Below are 24921 nucleotides of genomic sequence, written 5' to 3'. Positions count from 1 at the left end.
GGCTAACTTCACCCATCATCAGGACACTAACCGTTTAATTCGCGCCTGGCAGAAACCGGAGCTGGTGGTCATCTCGGAGTGTTTCTGGACCGCCGCAGCAAAGCATGCCGATATCGTGCTGCCAGCAACCACCTCTTTTGAGCGTAATGATTTGACCATGACCGGCGATTACAGCAACCAGCACCTGGTGCCGATGAAGCAGGTCGTACCGCCGCAGGGCGAAGCACGAAATGATTTTGATGTTTTTGCCGAGCTGAGTGAGCGCTGGGAAAAGGGCGGATATGACCGGTTCACCGAAGGTAAAAGTGAACTGGCGTGGCTGGAGACTTTTTATAATATTGCCGGGCAACGTGGGGCCAGTCAGCAGGTGACATTGCCGCCTTTCGCCGAGTTTTGGCAGCGCAACGCCCTGATCGAAATGCCGGAAAATGCTGCCAGCGCGCAGTTTATCCGTTTTGCGGATTTTCGCCGCGACCCGCAGACGCATCCGCTGAAAACGGACAGCGGCAAAATTGAAATCTACTCCGCGAGGATTGCCGATTACGGCTACGCGGACTGTGCGGGGCACCCGATGTGGCTGGAGCCGGATGAGTGGTTCGGTAACGCCAAACCGGACCAGCTACAGCTGCTTTCCGCCCATCCGGCGCACCGTTTGCATAGTCAGCTTAACTACAGTGCGCTACGTGAACAGTACGCGGTAGCGGATCGTGAGCCGATAACGATCCATCCGCAGGATGCCCACGCGCGCGGCATTGCGGATGGCGATACGGTCAGGGTGTGGAACCTGCGTGGGCAAGTTCTGGCGGGCGCGGTGGTGACGGCGGGTATTAAACCCGGCGTCATCTGTATTCATGAAGGCGCTTGGCCTGATTTGGATCTCGCAGCGAATGGTATTTGTAAAAATGGCGCCGTCAACGTGCTGACCAAAGATCTCCCCAGCTCGAAGCTGGGGAATGGCTGCGCGGGTAACACCGCGCTGGCGTGGCTTGAAAAATACAGCGGACCCACGTTGACGCTTACGGCGTTTGATCCGCCTGCCAGCCCATAATCCACGTGGGATGGTGAGTCTCTTCCTGCCATGCGCCGTCTTCAATGCGAAAACCCAGCGCATGGTAGAAGTTCACCGCTGATTGATTCTTCTGGTAGACCTCCAGGCTGAGTATCGAAAAGCGCTGCTGGACATGCTGCACCAGCGCTTTGCCGATCCCGCTTCTGATGGCGGCTGGCGCGACAAATAGCGCGCCGAGAAAGCGGTCGTCAATGACGCTGGCAAAGCCTTTAAGCTCGCCTTCTTCTTCCCACACCCAGGTTTGCGCGGCTGGCAGATAAACATCCCGCACGATGGATTCACTTTCGCGCCAGTAGCGCTCTTCGATAAACGGATGGGCATGGATTGTGCTTTCCATCCACAGCGTCAGAATCGCCGGTAGATCTTCAGCCTTTGATTCACGAATCATGTTGTTCTCCCGGATAACAGATGCAGCTGGTGACATGGTCGTTGACCAGGCCGCATGCCTGCATAAAGGAGTAACAAATGGTGGTGCCGACAAACTTAAATCCGCGTTTTTTTAACGCTTTAGACAGCGCGTCTGACGCAGGCGTGGAGGTGGGAATATCGCTCAGGTTGGCGGCGCGGGTCACTTGTGGTTGGTTATCAACAAATGACCAGACGAATTCGCTAAACGACTCTCCGTTTTGCGCCATCGTCAGAAAGGCGCGAGCGTTGCCGATAATGGCCTGAATTTTTCCGCGATGACGAATAATGCCGGCATCCAGTACCAGCCTTTCCACATCCTCTTCGGTCATGGCCGCCACTTTTTCCGGGTCAAAATGGTGGAAAGCGTGGCGATAATTTTCCCGTTTCTTTAGCACGGTAATCCACGATAACCCGGCCTGCTGGCCCTCAAGGCAGATCATTTCGAACAGCTTTTTACCATCGGTTTCGGGGACGCCCCATTCCTTGTCGTGGTAGGCAATGTAAAGTGGGTCCTGGCTGACCCATCCGCAACGCTGCATATTCTTCCTCGCTGTTTTTACTGGCGTAAAAATTTCATTCGGCCCGCCTTGACGCGCCAGCTAAAAAGACAATATTTAATACAGGGCCTGATGGGCCCGATATCCTTCACACAATGACAATAATATCGCCGAATTCGGCTCTTTTCTGGAGTCGCGTTGATGATTATAAGAAACAGTAGTGGTCGCCAAAGGTTAACTCTGGCGAGCGTCGTAGTTTGTGCGCTGTCCACCAATACAGCATATGGCTGGCAACAAGAATATATCGTTGATGCTATGTCAGGGCATACGGCTGAACGTTATACATGGGACAGCGATCACCAACCACGTTATAACGACATTCTGGAAGAACGTATTCGCTCCACTCAAAACGTGGCGGGGCCCGTGGTGAATCTGGCGGATGAGACGCCTATGGATGCGACCAGCGGCATGAGTATGGGCTGGAACTTCCCGCTTTCAAGGCAGGTGACAACTGGTCCGGTTGCCGCGCTGCATTATGACGGTTCAACCACATCTTCTTACAACGAATTTGGCGATAGCGCGACGTCGGTAACGCAGAGCGATCCGCTGTGGCATGCCAGCGTGAGCTCGTTGGGCTGGCGAGTCAATTCGCAGTTCGGTGATGTGCGACCGTGGGCGCAAATCAGCTATAACCAGCAGTTTGGCGAGAATATCTGGAAGGCGCAGTCGGGTCTCAGCCGCATGTCGGCAGCGGGTCAGGACGGTAACTGGGTGGATGTCACCGTCGGTGCGGATATGCTGTTGAACCCGCACATGGCGGCTTACGCAGCGCTTTCGCAGGCGGAAAATAGTATCAACAACAGCGACTATATGTACACCATGGGAGTGAGCGCCAAATTTTAACGTAAGCAATCATCAAATAAACATCTTGATTACATGTTGAGATCAACAATCACACGTACTCCAGCGATAGCGTGTACTAACTCATGTGATAAAATTCAGTAGTCCGACTTTTTGTCTCGTCATTCATTCCGCATTCCAGGCATTTCATTCCGTCCTGGCGGCATTTCATGCCGTTTTCTCCTGGTCATAAAAGCGCTTCGGTATGGTAGTTGGCAGAGAATTTCCCATTTTGTTTATGCAGGAAGACTGCCATGAAAACTTCTGATTATCAGCGTACCCGCTGGCTGACACTGATCGGCACCATCATTACCCAATTTGCCTTAGGTTCTGTTTATACCTGGAGCCTGTTTAACGGTGCGCTCTCTTCTAAGCTTGATGCGCCGGTGAGTCAGGTTGCCTTTTCCTTTGGCCTGTTGAGCCTCGGGCTGGCGATTTCTTCTTCCGTAGCTGGGAAACTGCAGGAACGTTTTGGCGTGAAACGCGTCACCATGGCCTCCGGTATTTTACTCGGTGTGGGCTTCTTCTTAACCGCCCACTCTGACAGCCTGATTATGCTGTGGCTGAGCGCCGGTGTGTTGGTCGGTCTGGCGGATGGCGCAGGCTACCTGTTAACACTTTCCAACTGCGTAAAATGGTTCCCGGAGCGTAAAGGACTGATTTCTGCCTTCGCTATCGGTTCTTACGGTCTTGGCAGCCTCGGTTTTAAATTCATCGACAGCCAACTGTTGAGCACCGTGGGGCTGGAAAAAACCTTCATGATCTGGGGCGCGATTGTGCTGGTTATGATCGTCTTTGGCTCCACGCTGATGAAAGACGCGCCGAATCAGGAAGTGAAAACGAAAAATGGTGTGGTTGAGAATGACTACACCCTGGCGCAGTCCATGCGTAAACCGCAGTACTGGATGCTGGCGGTTATGTTCCTGACGGCGTGTATGAGTGGGCTGTATGTGATTGGCGTGGCGAAAGATATCGCACAAAGTCTGGCGCATATGGATGTGGCAACGGCGGCAAATGCGGTTACCGTCATTTCTATCGCTAACCTGTCCGGTCGTCTGGTTCTGGGGATTCTGTCCGATAAAATCTCTCGTATTCGCGTTATCACCATTGGGCAGGTCGTTTCGCTGGTGGGTATGGCGGCACTGCTGTTTGCTCCGCTGAATGATGTGACCTTCTTTACGGCGATTGCCTGTGTAGCATTTAACTTTGGCGGTACCATCACCGTGTTCCCGTCACTGGTGAGCGAGTTCTTCGGTTTGAACAACCTGGCTAAAAACTACGGTGTCATTTACTTAGGTTTCGGTATCGGCAGCATTTGTGGTTCCATCATCGCCTCGCTGTTCGGCGGTTTCTATGTGACCTTCTGCGTTATCTTTGCGCTGTTAATTATCTCGCTGGCACTCTCCACCACCATCCGCCAGCCACAGCGTAGCGTATATACCGAGGCGCACGCCTAAACCTATTAGTAGTCTGATTAATATCTGGCGCATATATTTACAAAAATATATGCGCCATTTGCATTCTCCATAAGCACTTTTTCACCCTCCTGTGGTCTACTTACCCGCGCCCGTAGACATTTCACCTCTGCTGTTGTCGCATTTTCCCCTGCCTGGTCTGTTTGACTACTGCACAGGGTGTTTTTATCCCGATTCCCAGGGTTTGTTTGCATGAGATACATTAAGTCGATGACGCAGCAGAAACTCAGTTTCCTGCTGGCAATCTATATCGGTTTGTTTATGAACTGTGCTGTATTTTTCCGTCGCTTTAGCGGATATGCACACGAGTTTACCGTCTGGAAAGGACTCTCTGCGGTTGTTGAATTAGCCGGCACTGTGCTGGTGACCTTCTTTTTACTACGGCTTCTCTCTTTATTTGGTCGGCGTGCCTGGCGTGTCCTGACAACCTTAGTGGTACTGTGCTCTGCCGGTGCCAGCTATTACATGACCTTCCTGAATGTGGTAATTGGTTACGGTATTATTGCCTCAGTAATGACCACGGATATTGATTTATCGAAAGAAGTTGTTGGCTGGCATTTTATCGTGTGGCTGGTTTCGGTCAGCATTTTACCGTTGGTTCTGATTTGGAGTAATCGCTGCCGCTATACCCTGATGAAACAGATCCGTACGCCCGGCATGAGATGGCGTAGCGTAGCGGTAGTTTTACTGGCCGGTCTGATGGTATGGGCGCCGATTCGCCTGCTGAGCATGCAACAGAAAAGCGTTGAGCGGGAAACGGGGATCGATTTACCCAGCTATGGCGGCGTGGTGGCGAACTCTTATTTGCCGTCAAACTGGCTTTCCGCGCTGGGTCTGTACGCCTGGGCGCAGGTGGATGAATCTTCAGACAACAAATCGTTGATGAACCCGGCGAAGAAGTTTACCTATGTTGCCCCCAAGAACCTCGACGACACCTATGTGGTCTTTATTATCGGCGAAACGACCCGCTGGGATCATATGGGAATTTTTGGCTATGAGCGCAATACCACGCCAAGGCTCGCCCAGGAGAAAAATCTGGCCGCCTTCCGTGGATATTCCTGTGATACGGCAACCAAACTTTCGCTGCGTTGCATGTTTGTGCGTGAGGGTGGGGCAGAAGAAAACCCGCAGCGTACCCTGAAAGAGCAAAACGTCTTTTCCGTGCTCGGCCAGTTAGGGTTCAAGACAGATCTCTACGCGATGCAAAGCGAGATGTGGTTCTACAGTAACACCATGGCGGAGAACATCGCCTATCGTGAGCAGATTGGCGCAGAGCCGCGTAACCGCGGCAAGAACGTTGACGATATGCTGTTGATTACCGAGATGCAGCAGTCTCTGCAAAATAATGAAGATGGTGGCAAGCATCTGATTATTCTGCATACTAAGGGCTCGCATTTTAACTACACCCAGCGCTATACCCGTGAATATGCACAGTGGAAGCCGGAGTGTGTCAATGTTGATAGCGGCTGCTCGAAGGCCCAGATGATCAACTCATTCGATAACTCGGTAACCTATGTTGATCACTTTATTACCAAAGTGTTTGATCAATTGCGCGATAAGAAAGCGATTGTGTTCTACGCCGCCGATCACGGTGAGTCGATTAACGAACGTGAGCACCTGCACGGTACGCCGCGTAAAATGGCGCCGCCTGAGCAGTTCCGCGTTCCTATGCTGGTGTGGATGTCTGACAAGTATCTGGAAGACCCAGACCATGCGAAGGCGTTTGCACACCTGAAGCAAGAAGCTGATATGAAAGTGCCGCGTCGTCATGTGGAACTGTACGACACCATTTTGGGTTGCCTCGGTTATACCTCGCCAAATGGCGGTATTAACGAGAATAACAACTGGTGCCGTATCCCGGACGCGAATAAGGCTTCAGCCCAGTAACTAAGCTGCTGACTTTCTCGCCGATCAAATGGCATTTTGATACTAAGGGATTGACGGGCGCGCAGCTGAGCAGTAAGATGCGCCCCGCATTCGGTGATTGGCGCAGCCTGGTAGCGCACTTCGTTCGGGACGAAGGGGTCGGAGGTTCGAATCCTCTATCACCGACCAAATTTAAAAAGCCCGCTCTCTGAGCGGGTTTTTTGCGTTTGGGGCGTTTGTGGCTTTTGTAGGCCTGATAAGCGCAGCGCCATCAGGCAAAACATTACGCTATAACAGACATTGCCGGATGCGGTGCAAGCGCCTTATCCGGCCTACAGGCGAAGCGCTGGCAGGGCGTATTTTGTGTTTTTCCGACCCCACGTTTGACCTTCATTTTATCTGCAAAAATTGTGCACCACTTCCCACTGACTGTTAACGATTCTGTGACATATTCCATTGCCTTTTTTTATATTTGCTTGAAACTTTTTTTGCGCTACTTATGGCTGAAGCTGGCATTTTACGCTGTGCGCTTTAACGTTCATGGTATTAATCGCTCAGATATGCAGCATTAATTTAGAAAGTTTGAATAAATTGCATAAATGTTAATCACCAAATGTTGCGAAATATGAAGATGTTTATTCTGGCATAGTACGCGTAGCACAAATTTCCCTGCTGAAAATGTCCTTCCGCACTTTTTTTAATCTTTGTTTGTGAATTCTCACCGTTGGCGTAAATCACGGTGACCTGTATTGACGTTTTCACATTCTGTTGACAGATTGTAGGGTATGAGGGGCATTTCATGGAGAATCCGCACTGCAACTCAGTCGCTTATGTGAACGGAATCCCCATCCTCTTAACGCCGACCCGGCCGGGTAAAAAACAAAAAAGGCCAGGCGGTGCAAACCCACTGCAAAGGGTAAAACAACAAACATCACATTTGGAGCAGAAGAATGAGTATTTCCTTGAAGAAGTCAGGGATGCTGAAGCTTGGTCTGAGCCTGGTGGCTATGACCGTCGCAGCAAGCGTACAGGCTAAAACTCTGGTTTATTGTTCAGAAGGATCTCCTGAAGGCTTTAACCCGCAGCTTTTCACCTCTGGCACTACCTATGATGCCAGCTCCGTACCGATCTATAACCGCCTGGTCGAGTTCAAAACCGGTACGACTGAAGTGATCCCGGGCCTTGCTGAGAAGTGGGAAATCAGCGAAGACGGCAAAACCTACACCTTCCACCTGCGTCAGGGCGTGAAGTGGCAGGACAACAAAGAATTTAAACCGACGCGCGATTTTAACGCCGATGACGTGGTGTTCTCTTTCGATCGTCAGAAAAATGCCCAGAACCCGTACCACAAAGTGTCCGGCGGCAGCTATGAATACTTCGAAGGGATGGGTCTGCCGGATCTGATCTCCGAAGTGAAAAAAGTGGACGATAAAACCGTTCAGTTCGTGCTGACTCGCCCGGAAGCACCGTTCCTGGCTGACCTGGCGATGGACTTCGCTTCTATTCTTTCCAAAGAATATGCTGACAACATGCTGAAAGCCGGTTCTCCGGAGAAAGTGGATCTGAACCCAATCGGGACCGGTCCGTTCCAGCTGCAGCAGTACCAGAAAGACTCCCGTATTCTGTATAAAGCATTTGAAGGCTACTGGGGCACCAAGCCGCAGATCGACCGTCTGGTCTTCTCCATTACGCCTGACGCTTCCGTGCGTTACGCCAAACTGCAGAAGAACGAGTGCCAGGTGATGCCGTACCCGAACCCGGCAGACATCGCGCGCATGAAGCAGGATAAAAACATCAACCTGATGGAGCAGGCGGGTCTGAACGTTGGCTACCTCTCTTTCAACACCGAGAAGAAACCGTTTGACGACGTGAAAGTCCGCCAGGCGCTGACCTACGCGGTGAACAAAGAAGCCATCATTAAGGCGGTTTATCAGGGCGCTGGCGTTGCCGCCAAAAACCTGATCCCACCGACCATGTGGGGCTATAACGATGATATTAAAGACTACACCTACGATCCTGAGAAGGCCAAAGCGCTACTGAAGGAAGCCGGTCAGGACAAAGGCTTTACCGTTGAGCTGTGGGCTATGCCAGTACAGCGTCCGTATAACCCGAACGCACGCCGTATGGCGGAAATGGTTCAGGCTGACTGGGCGAAAATTGGCGTTCAGGCCAAGATTGTGACCTACGAGTGGGGCGAGTATCTGAAGCGCGCCAAAGCGGGTGAGCATCAGGCGGTGATGATGGGGTGGACCGGTGACAACGGGGATCCGGACAACTTCTTCGCTACCCTGTTCAGCTGTGCGGCAGCGAAAGACGGTTCCAACTACTCTCGCTGGTGCTACAAGCCGTTTGAAGACCTGATCCAGCCGGCGCGTGCGACCGACGATCACAACAAACGTATTGAACTGTACAAGCAAGCTCAGGTTGTTATGCACGACCAGGCTCCGGCTCTGATTGTTGCTCACTCCACCGTGTACGAACCAGTGCGTAAAGAAGTGAAAGGCTATGTGGTTGATCCATTAGGTAAACACCACTTCGAAAACGTCTCTGTCGAATAATTAAAAGCAATTAAGGAAGCGCTGCGCCCCGGTATTGTGTAGACCGGATAAGCGCAGCGCCCTCCGGCGTAATGCTTTACCCGCGATGCAGTTTGCGTGGGATAAGATTTGTGAGCAATACAGACTCACGGTTCCAGGCCGTGCGTCATTAGAGAGAATCCGGGTTATGTTGCAGTTCATTCTCCGACGTTTGGGACTCGTCATCCCCACGTTTATCGGTATCACTCTTCTCACCTTTGCCTTCGTCCATATGATCCCCGGCGATCCGGTTATGATCATGGCGGGTGAACGTGGGATCTCCCCTGAGCGTCATGCTCAACTGCTGGCTGAACTCGGTCTGGATAAGCCGATGTGGCAGCAGTACCTCCACTATATCTGGGGGGTTATGCATGGTGATTTAGGCATTTCACTGAAAAGCCGCTTACCTGTGTGGGAAGAGTTCGTACCTCGCTTCAAAGCAACGCTGGAACTCGGCGTCTGCGCGATGATTTTCGCCGTCGCAGTGGGTATCCCGGTGGGTGTACTTGCTGCCGTTAAGCGCGGCTCCATTTTCGATCATACCGCAGTTGGCCTGGCGCTGACCGGTTACTCCATGCCGATTTTCTGGTGGGGCATGATGCTGATCATGCTGGTTTCCGTGCAGTGGAACCTGACGCCAGTTTCTGGGCGGGTGAGCGACATGGTGTTCCTTGATGATTCCAATCCGCTAACCGGTTTTATGCTGATCGACACCGCCATCTGGGGTGAAGAGGGCAACTTTATCGATGCGCTGGCGCATATGGTCCTGCCTGCGATGGTGCTGGGTACCATTCCTCTGGCGGTCATTGTGCGTATGACTCGTTCATCGATGCTGGAAGTGCTGGGTGAAGATTACATCCGTACCGCGCGCGCAAAAGGCCTGACCCGTATGCGCGTCATCATTATTCACGCTCTGCGTAACGCGATGCTGCCCGTTGTAACCGTTATCGGCCTGCAGGTTGGTACGTTGCTGGCTGGGGCAATCCTGACCGAGACCATCTTCTCGTGGCCGGGACTGGGGCGCTGGCTGATCGATGCGCTGCAACGCCGCGATTATCCGGTGGTGCAGGGCGGGGTGCTGCTGGTCGCGACGATGATTATCCTCGTCAACCTGCTGGTAGACCTGCTGTACGGCGTGGTGAACCCGCGTATTCGGCATAAGAAGTAAGGGGCCATCATGTCACAGGTTACTGAAAATAAAGTTATTGCTGCACCGGTGCCGATGACTCCGCTGCAGGAGTTTTGGCACTATTTTAAACGCAACAAAGGTGCGGTTGTTGGGCTGGTGTACGTGGTGGTGATGATCCTGATTGCGGTCTTTGCCAACGTCCTTGCCCCCTACAACCCGGCAGACCAGTTCCGCGATACGCTGCTGGCTCCTCCTGCGTGGCAGGAAGGCGGTACCATGGCGCATCTGTTTGGTACTGATGATGTAGGCCGCGACGTGTTGTCCCGCCTGATGTACGGTGCGCGTCTGTCGCTGTTGGTCGGCTGTCTGGTAGTCGTACTCTCCCTGCTGATGGGCGTGGTTCTTGGGCTGATCGCCGGTTACTTTGGCGGGATTGTCGATAACGTCATCATGCGTGTGGTCGATATCATGCTGGCATTGCCGAGTCTGTTACTGGCGCTGGTGCTGGTGGCGGTATTTGGCCCCTCGATTGGCAACGCCGCGCTGGCGCTGACGTTCGTGGCATTGCCGCACTATGTCCGTCTGACGCGTGCCGCCGTGCTGGTGGAGGTTAACCGCGACTACGTTACCGCATCTCGCGTGGCGGGAGCCGGTGCGATGCGCCAGATGTTCGTTAACATTCTTCCTAACTGTCTTGCGCCGCTGATTGTTCAGGCGTCGCTTGGTTTCTCTAACGCCATTCTCGATATGGCTGCCCTCGGCTTCCTGGGGATGGGCGCACAGCCGCCTACGCCGGAATGGGGCACCATGCTCTCTGACGTTCTGCAGTTTGCCCAAAGCGCCTGGTGGGTCGTGACCTTCCCGGGGCTGGCGATCCTGTTGACGGTGCTGGCATTTAACCTGATGGGTGACGGTCTGCGTGACGCGCTCGATCCCAAACTGAAGCAGTAAGAGGTTCGAGATGGCGTTATTAAATGTAGATAAATTATCGGTGCATTTCGGCGACGTAGGTTCCGAATTCCGCGCCGTAGACCGCATTAGCTACAGTGTGAATCAGGGTGAAGTGGTTGGCATTGTAGGAGAGTCCGGCTCTGGTAAGTCCGTCAGCTCGCTGGCGATTATGGGACTGATTGACTACCCAGGCCGCGTTATGGCCGAAAATCTGGAGTTTAATGGTCGCGACCTGAAGCGCATTTCTGAGAAAGAGCGTCGCCAGTTAGTGGGCGCGGAAGTGGCGATGATCTTCCAGGACCCGATGACCAGCCTTAATCCCTGCTATACCGTCGGCTACCAGATTATGGAAGCCATCAAGGTGCACCAGGGCGGCAACAAAAAAACGCGTATTCAGCGGGCAATTGACCTGCTGACGCTGGTGGGGATCCCCGATCCGGCCTCGCGTCTGGATGTCTATCCGCACCAGTTGTCTGGTGGGATGAGTCAGCGCGTGATGATCGCGATGGCGATTGCCTGTCGTCCGAAACTGCTGATTGCCGACGAACCGACAACGGCGCTGGATGTGACTATTCAAGCGCAGATTATCGAGCTACTGCTGGAATTGCAGCAAAAAGAGAACATGGCGCTGGTCTTAATCACGCACGACCTGGCGCTGGTGGCTGAAGCGGCACACAAAATCATCGTGATGTACGCCGGTCAGGTAGTGGAAACCGGGGCCGCGCAGGATATCTTCCGCGCGCCGCGTCATCCTTACACCCAGGCGCTGCTGCGCGCGCTGCCGGAGTTTGCTCAGGACAAAGCGCGTCTGGCCTCACTGCCGGGCGTGGTTCCCGGTAAATATGACCGCCCGAGCGGTTGTTTGCTGAACCCACGCTGCCCCTATGCGACCGACAAATGCCGTGCTGAAGAACCTGAACTGAACCTGCTGGAAGGCGGTCGTCAGTCGAAATGCCACTACCCACTTGATGATGCCGGGAGGCCTGGGCTATGAGTACGCAAAAGGCCGCTTTGCCACAGCCGCTGTTGCAGGCTATTGATCTGAAGAAACACTACCCGGTGAAAAAGGGCATGTTCGCCCCGGAGCGTCTGGTGAAAGCGCTGGACGGTGTCTCCTTTACCTTAGAGCGCGGTAAAACGCTGGCAGTGGTAGGCGAGTCGGGCTGTGGAAAATCCACCCTTGGCCGCCTGCTGACGATGATTGAAGTCCCGACCGGCGGTGAGCTGTATTACCAGGGGCAGGACCTGCTTAAGCACGACCCGCAGGCGCAAAAGCTGCGTCGGCAGAAAATCCAGATTGTGTTCCAGAACCCGTACGGTTCCCTGAACCCGCGTAAGAAAGTCGGACAAATTCTGGAAGAGCCGCTGCTGATCAACTCCACGCTCAGCAAAGAAGAGCGTCGTGAAAAAGCGTTGGCGATGATGGCGAAAGTGGGGCTGAAAACCGAGCACTACGACCGCTATCCACATATGTTCTCTGGCGGTCAGCGTCAGCGTATTGCCATCGCTCGCGGTCTGATGCTTGACCCGGACGTGGTGATTGCCGATGAGCCGGTATCAGCGCTGGACGTTTCGGTGCGTGCGCAGGTGCTGAACCTGATGATGGACTTGCAGCAGGAACTGGGGCTGTCATACGTCTTTATCTCGCACGACCTGTCGGTGGTCGAGCACATTGCCGATGAAGTAATGGTGATGTATTTAGGCCGCTGCGTGGAGAAAGGGACGAAGGACCAAATCTTTAATAATCCACGTCATCCGTACACGCAAGCGCTGCTCTCCGCGACGCCGCGCCTGAACCCGGACGATCGCCGTGAGCGTATCAAGCTGACCGGTGAACTGCCAAGCCCACTGAATCCGCCGCCGGGCTGTGCGTTTAACGCCCGCTGCCGTCGTCGCTTTGGTCCGTGTACCCAGCTTCAGCCGCAGCTGAAAGATTACGGCGGTCAACTGGTGGCTTGTTTTGCCGTTGACCAGGATGAGAACCCACAGCAATAAACCTGGGTTATGACCCAATAACCGGAGCCTTGTGCTCCGGTTTTTTTATATCTTCTCTTTACGTCCACAATGTGAGTCCTTTGGCAGAACATTATTCCACAGCGTCTAGAATGTAGTCAGATTCCCTCTAGTCACAGAAATATCTATTTCGCAGTTGCTAACTACCTGGAGCAAATGTGGTCACGATACGCTGGGATATTAAAACAATTGATCGTCTGTCGATGGTGGAGGATGTCCTGAAGGAATTTTCCTGCTGTGATATCAATATCATCTCCATGAAAGTCACGCCTGGGCGGATCCTGATTAAATCCTGGTGCCGCCAGCTACAGGATATTTCCTGTGTGCAATCCTGTTTAAGCCAGCGCGCCGATATTATTAATGTTGCTTACCTCTGTGAGGAGATAAGCGAGCTGTCAACGCCGGAGCTGGAACGCCCGCGCTATTTCTCTGACATTATTTGCAGCAGCCAGAGCATGCACGCGCTTATCGAAAAGGCGATAAAAATTGCCGACAGCAAATATACCGTTCTGATCCGTGGCGATACGGGGACCGGTAAAGAGCTGCTGGCCCGGGCTATCCATAATTCCGGGCAGCGACGTTTTTATCCGTTTATTCCGGTCAACTGCTCTGCGCTACCTGAGTCGCTAATGGAGAGTGAATTCTTTGGCTATGAGAAAGGGGCTTTCAGCGGCGCGGATTGTAAAGGCAAAAAAGGGCTGTTTGAAATGGCCGATAAAGGCACCCTTTTTCTCGATGAGTTTGGCGAAATGTCGCTGAGCCTACAGGCTAAACTCCTGCGCGTGCTTCAGGATGGCGGGATCCGTCGTGTTGGCGGGGCGCAAATTATTCCGGTCAATGTGCGCATTATTGTGGCAACTAATGCCAATCTGGAAGAGATGGTGGAACAACGTCTGCTGCGCGCCGATCTTTATTATCGCATCAATGTGCTTTCACTCACTATTCCGCCATTGCGAGAGCGCCCACAGGATATCAGCCTGCTGATTCGCCACTTTGTGCAGAAATACGCGAAGGAATTTCAGCGGCGGATCATTCTGGATAAAGCCTGTTTTGATGCCCTGCACCATCACACCTGGCCGGGAAACGTGCGCGAACTGGAAAATACCATTATTCGCCTGATGCTGATGGCGGAATCCGATGTCATTACGCGGGAAGAATTAGGGATGGTGAATTTGCCTGCCGTTGAGCGGGGCCCGACAGAACGTCCTTTTAAAGAGCAGGTTCTGTGTGCTGAACGCCAGCTCATTGAACAGATGGTGGAAGATAATGTGTCGTCACGGCATATCGCCAAAGCGCTGGGCGTGTCGCACACCACGGTGCTGAATAAAATTCGCGGCTATCAGCTGGAGAGTGTGAGTTAAGCGCCGCCAGCGTCTGACGGCGCGATATACGTGGGTTATTCAATCAGCTTCAATAAGGGCGACAGGCACAGCAGAATTCCGTACAGCAGGATCAACCAGGTTTTCAGCCCGCGTAGTTTTTCCAGTTGCGTGACTTTATAGATCAGGAAGAACGGAATAATACACGACACAATTCCGTAAAGCGGACTACCTAACTGGAAGAACACCAGTACCGATACGCGAAATGACACCCAAATGACCAGGGTGATAACAATAAAGGTGCAAATACCCAGCGTGAGTACTAGCGGATTAATTTTCTCAACGTCAATGACGCGGCCCAGGACGTTGAGAATAATACCTTTGATCGCCTCGTGGAATCCCAGATAAATACCAAAGAACGCGGTTAATACGGCGAAGATATTTAATACTGTTGAGGTGATATGAATAATCTGCCCAGGAATGACCTGAGCCGCCAGTGCCAGTGCGGAAATATTTTGTTCGAAAGCCGAAACGGCCTCTTCATGGCTAATAGAAAAGGTAAAAGAGAAGGAGAAAAACAGAATGACAGCAATCAGAGTAATGTAACTAATGCGATGCGTACGGATTGCCATACGCGTAGCCAGCACCCGGTCCGTCACCCGTTTGCGGTAGGCGATGTTCATTGGGTTCAACACCTGAATAAACACCGCTGAGAAGAAGCAGAACGGGATGGTTAGCAGTACATCACGAAAGAAGACCGATGCTTCAGGGAAGGCGCTGATATTAGCAAAGTTCCAGTGCGGAACCATCGCAAAACCAAATACGATGATGATACCCACTTTGACCACCACCATCGGGCCGGAGATTTTGAACAGCAGCTTTTCTCCCCCGGAAGCAATGGCGACCAGCACGGCAAAAATGGCCACTTTGTAGATTATCGATTGTGAAAGATCGGCCTCGGTCAGGCCGAAAGTTTTGATATATGAGGCGCTGTCAAAAACCACGGATAATGAATAGATAAATATGCCGTGAATAATCATCAGAAAATAGATGACGCCAAGAAATACGCCCCAGTTTTTTCCCAGATAATGACTTATAATATCCGTGTAGTCATTGCAGGTTTCGCTTTCTGATAATGTTTTTAAATAAATATCCTGCACAATATAAGTTGCAGGATAAGCAATAATAAAGGCGACGATAAATACCCAAATGCCTGTTAAGCCAATTTGTACCGGCATCAGTACCGTTCCGGCGCCAATGGCCATGCCGATGCACAGTAATACCCAGCCAAAATCGTATTTCGTAAACGGTATTTTTTTTGAGAATGGTACGGCGGTTGCTGTATTGTTGCTTAATTGTAATGTGTTGTCCTGCATAGAACCCCCTGCCCAAAATACACGTTCTCCCCGAAAGAGGATTGCGTGTATTGCCAGACTGTTGTGCCTTGATTCTCAACAACCTGAACCGAACGGCGTCGGTTCAGGCCATATGGGTCAGAATGTTGCCTTTCTGATGGCGTGTTCAAGGTCGTTAATAATATCTTCTGGATCTTCAAGACCCACAGAAAGACGGATAAGCCCGTCGGTAATACCTGCTTTAAGCCGTTCCTCTGGCGCAACGGGCGAATGTGTCATAGACGCTGGGTGCTGAATGAGGGTTTCGGTATCACCGAGACTGACCGCGAGGAGGCATAATTCTACAGAATTGATCATCCGTCTGCCAGCCTCGAGGCCGCCGGCGATTTCGAAGCTGATAATTCCACCTGGCAGGCTCATTTGCCGCTGGCCCAGCTCATACTGCGGATGCGAAGTCAGGCCAGGATAATACACCCGAGTAATGGACGGATGCCCTTCGAGGAAGCGGGCGATTTTCAACGCGTTTTCACAGTGGCGTTCCATACGAATGCCCAGCGTTTTAACGCCGCGCAGCGTCAACCACGCATTGAAAGGACTCATACAGCCGCCGGTGATATCTTTCAGGCCTACAAACCGCGCCTGGTCGATAAACTCCTGCTTACCAACAATGATGCCGCCAATCACATCTCCGTGACCGTTGATATATTTGGTGACGCTGTGCACTACAATATCCGCGCCCAGTTGCAAAGGCTGCTGACAGTACGGCGACATAAAGGTGTTATCCACGACCAGCAATGCGCCTTGCTGATGGGCGATACCGGCCACCGTTTCAATGTCGACCAGCGACAGCGTCGGGTTAGCGGGTGTTTCGATATACACAACTTTGGTTTCCGGGCGCATGGCGGCGCGGATTTCTTCAGGTTTTGCCGCGTCGACAAAGCTGACGTTAATCCCAAACTTCGGCATGCTGTGCGACAAAAACGCGTGGGTACAACCGTAAATCGCGCTGGCGGAAACGATGTGGTCACCCTGCTGACACAGCGTCAACAGTGTTGTGGTGATAGCAGAAATACCGGACGCGGTTGCCAGTCCGGCTTCACCTCGTTCCAGTACCGCCAGCTTTTTCTCCAGCGCATCGGTGGTGGGGTTACCCAAACGGGTGTAAATGTACCCGGACTCTTCGAGCGCAAAGCGGGCGGCACCTTGTTCGGCGCTGTCAAAAACAAACGTTGAAGTCTGGAAAATAGGCGTACTGAGCGCGCCAGTTGAAGGGTCGGGTTGTTGCCCCGCGTGAACGATCTGGGTGTTGAATCCGTAAGTACGACAGTCAGACATGATATCTCCTTTAATTCGGAACAGAACAGCTCACAGTCAAATAGCAATCGCTGTGCCAGAAAATTAAGTGATAGATATCAATGTGTTATTTTTTAATCTGAATTAATGGTTGGCAGGAATGTTGCCAACTGGCAAGAATCTTTCCAGCGTGCTGGTGAGAAAACGGGTGAAATGCGAGGCGCTACGCAGAGCGCAATATTGCGCAGTGAAATGGCAAGTGGGCTACCGTAGAATCAGCGGCAAGCCGGGAATCCCCGGTGAGGCGCAATGTTGCGGGGGCTTGATCCCCGGCGGCATCGGTTGCTGGAAAGAGAAAACCCCCGCACGTTGTTCGGTATAAACCTGGCAACAAAACGGGGGCTGACTTGAACCTGAACAACTCAAGGATAGCCGTGAACAGTTGCCATTGCAACACAGGCGGCTATATGACGCTCGCACAGTCAGGCGTGGCCTTCTGGCACGATTTAGCGGCTCCAGTCATCGCTGGCATTATTGCCAGCCTGATTGTGAGCTGGCTGCGTAACAGGAAGTAATGCGCCTTGTGGGCGTCTGCCTGCCGTGATGGCAACATGCGCCCGAACCAGGCCGCAGGGGGCAACCTTGCGGCCTTTTTCGGCTTAAATGCAGATAAATCTCGTCGCCAGGTGCCTATCCTGTCGCGATAATGCACGCTGGGAAGTTTTCAGATACCGCCTCTCTTAATACCGCTACGATCGGGTATACTCTGACGGCAGTTTCGTCTATCCGTGGAGAGTCAGTTTGCGTGTCAGTCGCTCGTTAACAATTAAGCAGATGGCAATGGTTGCGGCCGTTGTTATGGTGTTCGTTTTTATTTTTTGCACCGTTTTGTTGTTCCATTTGGTTCAGCAAAACCGCTATAACACGGCTACGCAACTGGAAAGTATCGCCCGCTCCGTCCGTGAGCCTCTGTCGGACACTATCCTGAAAGGGGATATTCCCGAAGCGGAAGCTATTTTAAGAAGTATTCGGCCAGCAGGCGTGGTAAGTCGCGCCGATGTGGTGCTGCCCAATCAGTTTCAGGCGCTGCGGATGAGCTTTATACCTGAACGCCCGGTTCCAGTTACGGTGACCCGCCTGTTTGAGCTTCCGGTTCAAATTTCGCTGCCGATCTATTCTCTTGAGCGTTCCGCTAACCCGCAGCCGCTGGCATATCTGGTGCTGCAGGCGGATTCGTACCGCATGTACAAATTCGTGATGAGTACACTCTCGACGTTAGTGACCATTTACTTACTTTTGTCGTTAATACTGACCGTCGCCATCTCCTGGTGCATTAATCGCTTGATTGTGCACCCCTTACGTAAAATTGCCCGTGAGTTGAACGACATTCAACAGCAGGATCTGATTGGTTATCAACTGGCATTGCCGCGTCTACATCAGGATGATGAGATTGGTATGCTGGTGCGTAGCTACAATCTTAATCAACAGTTGATTCAGCGACATAGCGAAGAGCAAAGCGACTTTGCAATGCGTTTCCCGGTTTCCGAACTACCCAATAAGTCGTTTTTGATGGGGCTGCTGGAGCAGGTTGTTACCCGCCAGCAGACGACGGCGCTGATGATTGTCACCTGCGAAACCCTACGTGACACCGCGGGTGTGTTAACCGAAACCCAGCGGGAAATCCTGCTGCTTACGCTGGTCGAAAAACTCAAGTCTGTATTGGCCCCCAGGATGGTGCTTTCCCAGGTGAGTGGCTATGACTTTGCCATCATCGCCCATGGTGTAAAAGAACCCTGGCATGCTATTACGCTAGGTCAGCAAGTACTCACTATCATTAACGAGCGATTACCTATTCAGGGTATTCAACTGCGTCCTACCTGCAACATTGGGGTGGCAATGTTCTATGGCGATTTGACTGCAGAACAGCTATATCGCCGCGCCCTCTCGGCCGTGTTAACCTCGCGCCATAAGGGTAAAAATCAGATTCAGTTCTTTGATCCGTTGCAGATGGAAGAGGCACAGCAGCGTTTGACGGAAGAGAACGATATTCTCAGCGCGCTGGATAACCATCAGTTTGCGCTCTGGATGCAGCCGCAAGTGGAGGTGTCCAGCGGTAAGGTATTGAGCGCTGAAGCATTATTGCGAATGCAGCAGCCGGACGGAAGCTGGGAGCTGCCCGAAGGGTTAATCGACAGGATTGAGTCCTGCGGTCTGATGGTGACGGTTGGTTACTGGGTGCTGGAAGAGACGTGCCGCCAGCTGTCAGCGTGGCAGGAACGTGGTCTGATGCTGCCGCTATCGGTGAATTTGTCTGCGCTACAGCTGATGCACCCGAGTATGGTTTCGGACCTGCTGGAGTTGTTAAACCGCTATCGTATCAAGCCTGGTACGTTGATCCTGGAAGTGACTGAAAGTCGACATATTGATGATCCCCACGCCGCGGTGGCCATTTTGCGCCCATTGCGTAATGCGGGAGTACGTATCGCACTGGATGACTTTGGCATGGGGTATGCGGGCTTGCGACAGTTGCAGCACATGAAGTCGCTACCGGTGGATGTCCTCAAGATCGATAAGATGTTTGTCGACGGGGTACCTGAAGATTGCAGCATGATCTCTGCCATCATTCAGTTGGCCCACAGCCTTAATTTGCAGATGATTGCCGAAGGTGTCGAAACCGAAGCGCAGCGTGAATGGCTATCACAAGCCGGGGTGGAAGTGGCACAAGGGTTCCTGTTTGCCCGACCGGTTCCGGCAAATATCTTCGAAGAACGTTATCTGGCGCCCGAAAGCACTGATTACAAAAGTTAAAAAAGGTCTCGCTTGTGCGAGCCAGCTCAAAATTTTTAACATTTCTGTATCAATTATGATCCAGGTACATTTCTGTCAAGTTGTGTGGGTGTTACCTTAAGGCCGCAGGTTAAACAAAACCTTACAAGACCTGTGGTTTTTACTTTAAGGACACCCTATGAAAACCTCTATATTCAAAAGCCTTTACTTTCAGGTCCTGACAGCGATTGCCATAGGTATTCTCCTTGGCCATTTCTACCCTGAATTAGGCGCCCAAATGAAGCCGCTTGGTGATGCTTTCGTTAAGCTCATCAAAATGGTCATCGCACCTGTCATCTTCTGTACTGTCGTTACCGGCATTGCAGGCATGGAAAGTATGAAAGCCGTGGGCCGCACCGGCGCGGTTGCACTGCTCTATTTTGAAATTGTTAGTACCATTGCGCTGATCATCGGTCTTATCATCGTCAACGTAGTGCAACCCGGTGCTGGGATGAACGTCGATCCGGCGACACTGGATGCCAAAGCGGTTGCGATGTACGCCGAACAGGCAAAAGACCAGGGGATCGTAGGTTTCCTGATGGATATTATCCCAGCGAGCGTTATTGGTGCGTTTGCCAGCGGTAACATCCTGCAGGTATTGCTGTTTGCAGTAATGTTTGGTTTTGCGCTGCATCGTCTGGGCAGCAAGGGCCAAATGATTTTCAACGTTATTGAAAGTTTCTCGCAGGTTATTTTCGGCATCATTAATATGATCATGCGCTTGGCGCCGATCGGTGCTTTCGGTGCTATGGCCTTTACCATCGGTAAATATGGCGTCGGAACGCTGGTGCAACTGGGTCAGTTAATCATCTGCTTCTACATCACCTGTATTCTGTTTGTGGTGCTGGTGCTGGGTTCAATTGCGCGCGCAACCGGCTTCAGTATCTTTAAATTCATCCGCTATATCCGTGAAGAACTGCTGATCGTTCTGGGGACGTCTTCTTCCGAGTCTGCGCTGCCGCGTATGCTCGATAAGATGGAAAAACTGGGCTGTCGGAAGTCGGTTGTCGGATTGGTTATACCCACGGGCTACTCGTTTAACCTTGATGGGACATCAATCTATCTGACGATGGCGGCGGTGTTTATCGCTCAGGCTACCAACAGTCACATGGATATCTTCCATCAGATAACCCTGTTGGTGGTGCTCCTGCTCTCCTCAAAAGGTGCTGCGGGTGTGACCGGGAGTGGCTTTATTGTTCTGGCCGCGACTATCTCTGCGGTGGGGCATTTGCCGGTTGCTGGCCTGGCGCTGATTCTTGGTATTGACCGCTTCATGTCTGAAGCCCGTGCGCTGACCAACCTGATTGGTAACGGTGTTGCAACTGTCGTTGTGGCTAAATGGGTGAAAGAATTGGATGCCAAAAAGCTGGATGACACGTTGAATAATCGTGCGCCGGATGGCAAAACGCACGATTTATCCTCTTAATCTCGTCACTTATGCCCGTAGTCCCTTCCAGGACTGCGGGCGTTTGCGCATAATTACCCCCTGTGCCTGAAACCGTCGATTCGGCGGCTCGGGATTTTTTCACTTCTTCCGTGACATTTTTATGTTCTCGCGGTCTAACACGAAGTGTTTTTAACGTCATATTCAGAGAGTCCTTTCGAGGGCTGTCTTTTTATTTCCAGGATAGTTGATCAGGGGTTCACATGCAGGGCACAAAAATTCGACTTTTAGCGGGCGGCTTGCTGATGATGGCCACTGCCGGCTATGTGCAGGCAGATGCGCTCCAGCCTGATCCAGCATGGCAACAGGGCACGCTGGCAAATGGTTTGCAGTGGCAAGTGTTAGCCACTCCCCAGCGCCCGAGCGACCGTATTGAGGTTCGCCTGCTGGTTAATACCGGTTCACTCACCGAAAGTGCGCAACAGAGTGGTTTCAGCCATGCGATCCCGCGTATCGCGCTGACGCAAAGCGGTGGCCTCGATGCCTCGCAGGCCCGTTCACTGTGGCAGCAGGGGTTCGATCCCAAACGTCCCATGCCGCCGGTTATCGTTTCCTATGATTCCACGTTGTATAACCTCAGTCTGCCTAACAGCCGTAACGATCTACTGAAAGAGTCACTTTCTTATCTGGCGAATATCTCCGGTAAACTGAGCATCACCTCTGAAACGGTCAATCATGCGCTGAGCAGCGAAGATATGGTGGCAACCTGGCCGTCAGATACCAAAGAAGGGTGGTGGCGTTACCGTCTGAAGGGATCGACCCTGCTGGGGCACGATCCCGCCGATCCGCTGAAAACGCCTGTAGACGCGTCGAAAATTCAGTCTTTCTATCAGAAATGGTATACCCCGGACGCGATGACGCTGATCATCGTCGGTAACGTTGATGCACGCAGCGTAGCTGAGCAAATCAATAAAACCTTTGGTGAGTTAAAAGGAAAGCGCGAAACGCCTGCACCGGTTCCCACGCTCTCGCCGCTGCGAGCAGAAGCCGTGAGCATTATGACTGACGCGGTACGCCAGGATCGCCTGTCTATTATGTGGGATACGCCGTGGCAGCCTATCCGTGAATCTGCCGCGCTGTTACGTTACTGGCGCGCTGATTTAGCGCGTGAGGCGCTGTTCTGGCACATTCAGCAAGAGCTAACCAAAAACAATGCCAAAGATATTGGCCTCGGATTTGACTGCCGGGTGCTGTTCCTGCGCGCGCAGTGCGCGATTAACGTTGAGTCGCCGAACGATAAGCTGAACGCCAATCTGGGTACGGTTGCGCGTGAGCTGGCGAAAGTGCGTGATAAAGGACTTCCGGAGGAAGAGTTCAATGCGCTGGTAGCGCAAAAGAATCTGGAACTGCAGAAGCTGTTTGCCACCTATGGTCGTACCGATACCGATATTTTGATCAGCCAGCGTTTGCGCTCGCTGCAAAATCAGGTGGTGGATATTGCGCCTGAACAGTACCAGCGCTTACGCCAGAGCTTCCTCAACAGCCTGAGCGTTGAGATGCTGAATCAGGACCTGCGTCAGCAGTTGTCGCAAGATATGGCGTTAATTCTGCTGCAGCCGAAGGGTGAACCTGAATTCAATATGAAGGATCTGCAGGCGACGTGGGATAGCATTATGGCGCCCGTTACCGCAGCGGCAACGTCTGTTGAAACGGATGAATCACACCCTGAAGTGACGGACATTCCGCCGGTACAGTAAAGGGTATCGTAATCGGTAAGCCGGGCAAGCGAAGCGCTCCCGGCGTACCCAATGCCGGATGCGGCGTAAACGCCTTATCCGGCCTACAAGAACAACGCGTTATTGCGGCATAGCGTCGCGTGGGATAATCGCCCCGCGATGCTGAATCACGGTGCTTGCCGTCAGGTGGCCGCGTTTTGCGGCTTCGGCGGCATCGCCACCGGTCAGACGTACCGCCAGATACCCGGCGCTGAAGGAATCTCCGGCCGCAGTGGTATCGATCACTTTCTCTTTCGGCAATTTAACGGCCGGAACGTCGATCAGTTCTTCGCCCGCGATAGACACCAGGCATGAATCTGCGCCGCGCTTCACTACCACTTCCTGAACGCCAGCCGCGTGAGTACGGGCAATCACCTCAGCAACGGGTTTTTCACCCCACAGCGCGTCTTCATCGTCCAGCGTCAGGAATGCGATATTGGTACATTCCAGCATCTGCTGATACACCTGCTGGGTCTCTTCTTTACTGCTCCACAGACGCGGGCGGTAGTTATTGTCAAAAATGACCTTTCCACCGTTAGCTCGGCATTCACGCAGCAATGACAGCAGCTTGTCACGACTTGCCGGGCTTAAAATCGCCAGGCTGATTCCGCTCAGATACAAGTAGTCAAATGTCGCCAGCTCTTCGCAAATCGCGGCAGACTGCTCGCTCTCCAGCCAGAATTTTGCGGCGGCTTCATTACGCCAGTAATAGAAGGTGCGCTCGCCAGTGCTGTCGGTCTCAATGTAGTAGAGACCTGGCAGGCGGTTTTCCATGCGCTGGGTTAATGAGGTATCCACGTTTTCACCCTGCCAGGACTCCAGCATTTGTTGGCTAAAACTGTCGGTACCCAGTGCAGTCACATAGTGTACGGAAAGTGCCGCAGCATCGACCTGACGGGCGATATAAACGGATGTATTCAACGTGTCGCCACCGAATCCGCGCTGAACGTCAGCGCCTTTCTGTGACAGCTCAATCATGCATTCGCCAATCACGGCAATCTTTCTGGACATAGTCGTAACCTGCTTTGAAAAAAATTAGCGTTAGTGTGCGCTGTGGGTGTTAAGTGGTCAACTATATTAAAACATCGTTCCATTATTTTTTTGAGCCAGCACGTGTTCTGCGTTGTTTTTGCCGCTTAGTTTTTATTTTTGCGCACAGCTGAACGTAAAGTTCTGCGTCTGAGCGCCGATAACCTTTGACGAGTCCGGTCAGTCACACTCTTATTTACAGGACATCTCAGATGATAAAGCAGGTTACCCAGCAGCTCATTACGCCCGATGCGAGTATTGAAAGCTTGCAGGAAAGACGCTATTGGCTGCAGTGCGAGCGTGCTTACACCTACCAGCCAATTTACCAGACCAACGGACGGCTGATGGCCGTTGAACTGCTGACTGTCGTGAGCCATCCTGATAATCCATCCCAACGTATTGCGCCAGACCGCTATTTTGCCGAAGTAACCGTCCGACATCGTGTTGATGTGGTGATGGAGCAACTTCTTCAACTTGCGCTGAAAGGGGACTTTTTCAGAGCCAACAACTTGCTGGCTTCCGTGAACGTCGACGGACCAACGCTCATTGCGATGCGCCAGGATCCCGAAATCCTGAAAATTATTGAAGGCCTGCCGTGGCTGCGTTTTGAGCTGGTGGAACATATCCGCTTACCGAAGGGGTCGTCTTTCGCCTCAATGTGCGAGTTCGGTCCGCTCTGGCTGGATGATTTTGGTACGGGAATGGCGAATTTCTCGGCGCTTAGTGAAGTGAGTTATGACTATATCAAAGTGGCGCGAGACCTGTTCGTCATGCTGCGCAAGACGCCGGAGGGACGTAATCTCTTCACACTGCTATTGCAGCTCATGAACCGCTATTGCCGCGGTGTCATTGTCGAAGGCGTTGAAACGCTGGAAGAGTGGCGTGATGTGCAAAACTCACCGGCTTTCGCTGCGCAAGGCTATTTTCTCTCTCGTCCAGTGCCCCTGGATACCCTCGAAGACGTAATTCTGTCGCTTTGATGAGTGCGTAGCGCACCTCCTTTTCATCCTGCTGGACTATCTTTAGGACAGGCAAGGAAGGAAGTAAGGAGGTTAG

22 protein-coding genes and 1 tRNA gene are annotated in these 24921 nt (G+C 52.4%); 18 read left to right on the top strand and 5 right to left on the bottom strand.

The genetic code is table 11. The annotated features are described in order from the left end of the window. On the top strand, positions 1-1048 hold a 1048-nt coding region (locus BZK41_RS11240), incomplete at its 5' end, for a molybdopterin-dependent oxidoreductase (RefSeq protein ID WP_172313160.1). Here the strand turns inward: BZK41_RS11240 and BZK41_RS11235 are convergent. After that, positions 1017-1457, bottom strand: a complete 441-nt coding sequence (locus tag BZK41_RS11235) for an N-acetyltransferase (RefSeq protein WP_079938206.1) — start codon at positions 1455-1457, stop codon at positions 1017-1019. The genes BZK41_RS11240 and BZK41_RS11235 overlap by 32 nt on opposite strands. Next, positions 1447-2016, bottom strand: a complete 570-nt coding sequence (tag, locus tag BZK41_RS11230) for a DNA-3-methyladenine glycosylase I (protein WP_003846107.1) — start codon at positions 2014-2016, stop codon at positions 1447-1449. Before tag ends, BZK41_RS11235 begins: the two co-directional genes overlap by 11 nt. Before the next feature lie 159 nt (positions 2017-2175). Here tag and BZK41_RS11225 point away from each other — a divergent pair, with 159 nt between their 5' ends. From BZK41_RS11225 to BZK41_RS11165, 11 genes are all read left to right on the top strand, one after another. Then, the gene (locus BZK41_RS11225) at positions 2176-2877 is read left to right on the top strand and encodes an autotransporter outer membrane beta-barrel domain-containing protein (RefSeq protein ID WP_079938205.1); all 702 of its coding nucleotides are present in this window, start codon (positions 2176-2178) and stop codon (positions 2875-2877) included. A 251-nt stretch (positions 2878-3128) separates the two neighbouring features. Then, positions 3129-4331, top strand: coding sequence for an MFS transporter (locus BZK41_RS11220; RefSeq protein ID WP_003024301.1), 1203 nt, complete (start codon positions 3129-3131; stop codon positions 4329-4331). Positions 4332-4541: 210 nt separating this feature from the next. Continuing rightward, a complete protein-coding gene (gene eptB, locus BZK41_RS11215; protein WP_079938204.1) occupies positions 4542-6236 on the top strand; it encodes a kdo(2)-lipid A phosphoethanolamine 7''-transferase in 1695 nt (564 codons plus the stop codon). Between the two features lie 91 nt (positions 6237-6327). Continuing rightward, positions 6328-6404: transfer RNA gene (locus BZK41_RS11210), tRNA-Pro, on the top strand. A gap of 610 nt (positions 6405-7014) precedes the next feature. Then, positions 7015-7251 carry a hypothetical protein gene (locus BZK41_RS27255; RefSeq protein ID WP_162604169.1) on the top strand — a complete coding sequence of 79 codons (237 nt, stop codon included), beginning with the start codon at positions 7015-7017 and terminating at the stop codon, positions 7249-7251. Continuing rightward, the gene (gene dppA, locus BZK41_RS11195; RefSeq protein WP_079938203.1) at positions 7166-8773 is read left to right on the top strand and encodes a dipeptide ABC transporter periplasmic-binding protein DppA; all 1608 of its coding nucleotides are present in this window, start codon (positions 7166-7168) and stop codon (positions 8771-8773) included. Before BZK41_RS27255 ends, dppA begins: the two co-directional genes overlap by 86 nt. A gap of 166 nt (positions 8774-8939) precedes the next feature. After that, positions 8940-9959: a dipeptide ABC transporter permease DppB gene (dppB, locus tag BZK41_RS11185; RefSeq protein WP_003837733.1), complete on the top strand. Its 1020-nt coding sequence runs from the start codon at positions 8940-8942 to the stop codon at positions 9957-9959. Positions 9960-9968: 9 nt separating this feature from the next. After that, positions 9969-10871, top strand: a complete 903-nt coding sequence (gene dppC, locus BZK41_RS11180; RefSeq protein WP_003024315.1) for a dipeptide ABC transporter permease DppC — start codon at positions 9969-9971, stop codon at positions 10869-10871. Between the two features lie 10 nt (positions 10872-10881). Continuing rightward, positions 10882-11865 (top strand): dipeptide ABC transporter ATP-binding protein, encoded by a 984-nt coding sequence (gene dppD / locus BZK41_RS11175; protein ID WP_003024317.1) that lies wholly within the window; start codon positions 10882-10884, stop codon positions 11863-11865. Continuing rightward, positions 11862-12866: a dipeptide ABC transporter ATP-binding subunit DppF gene (gene dppF, locus BZK41_RS11170; RefSeq protein WP_003827418.1), complete on the top strand. Its 1005-nt coding sequence runs from the start codon at positions 11862-11864 to the stop codon at positions 12864-12866. Before dppD ends, dppF begins: the two co-directional genes overlap by 4 nt. A 176-nt stretch (positions 12867-13042) precedes the next feature. Then, complete coding sequence (locus tag BZK41_RS11165; protein ID WP_079938202.1) at positions 13043-14245, top strand: sigma 54-interacting transcriptional regulator; 1203 nt, start codon at positions 13043-13045, stop codon at positions 14243-14245. Between the two features lie 35 nt (positions 14246-14280). On the opposite strand, the gene BZK41_RS11160 is transcribed toward BZK41_RS11165, so the two are convergent. Further along, positions 14281-15579, bottom strand: a complete 1299-nt coding sequence (locus BZK41_RS11160; protein WP_079938201.1) for an aromatic amino acid transport family protein — start codon at positions 15577-15579, stop codon at positions 14281-14283. A 117-nt stretch (positions 15580-15696) separates the two neighbouring features. Then, on the bottom strand, positions 15697-16893 hold the full coding sequence (megL, locus tag BZK41_RS11155; protein WP_008786414.1) for a methionine gamma-lyase: 1197 nt from the start codon (positions 16891-16893) through the stop codon (positions 15697-15699). A gap of 118 nt (positions 16894-17011) precedes the next feature. Here megL and BZK41_RS27250 point away from each other — a divergent pair, with 118 nt between their 5' ends. The 5 genes from BZK41_RS27250 to BZK41_RS11125 all read left to right on the top strand — a co-directional run bounded on the left by BZK41_RS27250 (position 17012) and on the right by BZK41_RS11125 (position 22818). After that, positions 17012-17233: a hypothetical protein gene (locus BZK41_RS27250; RefSeq protein WP_172313156.1), complete on the top strand. Its 222-nt coding sequence runs from the start codon at positions 17012-17014 to the stop codon at positions 17231-17233. 85 nt (positions 17234-17318) lie between these two features. Then, positions 17319-17426, top strand: a complete 108-nt coding sequence (locus BZK41_RS26920; RefSeq protein WP_139762598.1) for a type I toxin-antitoxin system toxin Ldr family protein — start codon at positions 17319-17321, stop codon at positions 17424-17426. Between the two features lie 226 nt (positions 17427-17652). Beyond that, positions 17653-19659, top strand: coding sequence for a biofilm formation regulator HmsP (gene hmsP, locus BZK41_RS11145; protein ID WP_079938199.1), 2007 nt, complete (start codon positions 17653-17655; stop codon positions 19657-19659). 157 nt (positions 19660-19816) lie between these two features. Next, the gene (dctA, locus tag BZK41_RS11135; RefSeq protein ID WP_079938198.1) at positions 19817-21103 is read left to right on the top strand and encodes a C4-dicarboxylate transporter DctC; all 1287 of its coding nucleotides are present in this window, start codon (positions 19817-19819) and stop codon (positions 21101-21103) included. A 221-nt stretch (positions 21104-21324) separates the two neighbouring features. Continuing rightward, a complete protein-coding gene (locus BZK41_RS11125) occupies positions 21325-22818 on the top strand; it encodes a pitrilysin family protein (protein ID WP_079938196.1) in 1494 nt (497 codons plus the stop codon). A gap of 99 nt (positions 22819-22917) precedes the next feature. On the opposite strand, the gene BZK41_RS11120 is transcribed toward BZK41_RS11125, so the two are convergent. Beyond that, on the bottom strand, positions 22918-23847 hold the full coding sequence (locus tag BZK41_RS11120; protein ID WP_008786409.1) for a sugar kinase: 930 nt from the start codon (positions 23845-23847) through the stop codon (positions 22918-22920). A gap of 230 nt (positions 23848-24077) precedes the next feature. On the opposite strand from BZK41_RS11120, the gene pdeH reads away from it, so the two are divergent. Beyond that, positions 24078-24845, top strand: a complete 768-nt coding sequence (pdeH, locus tag BZK41_RS11115) for a cyclic-guanylate-specific phosphodiesterase (RefSeq protein ID WP_079938195.1) — start codon at positions 24078-24080, stop codon at positions 24843-24845. Positions 24846-24921: the final 76 nt, after the last annotated feature.

This window comes from Citrobacter sp. A316 (assembly GCF_002042945.1).
In the GTDB taxonomy this organism is placed as follows: Bacteria; Pseudomonadota; Gammaproteobacteria; order Enterobacterales; family Enterobacteriaceae; genus Citrobacter; species Citrobacter portucalensis.
Note: the sequence above shows the minus strand (reverse complement) of the source record. Positions and strands in the feature narration are given on the sequence as shown.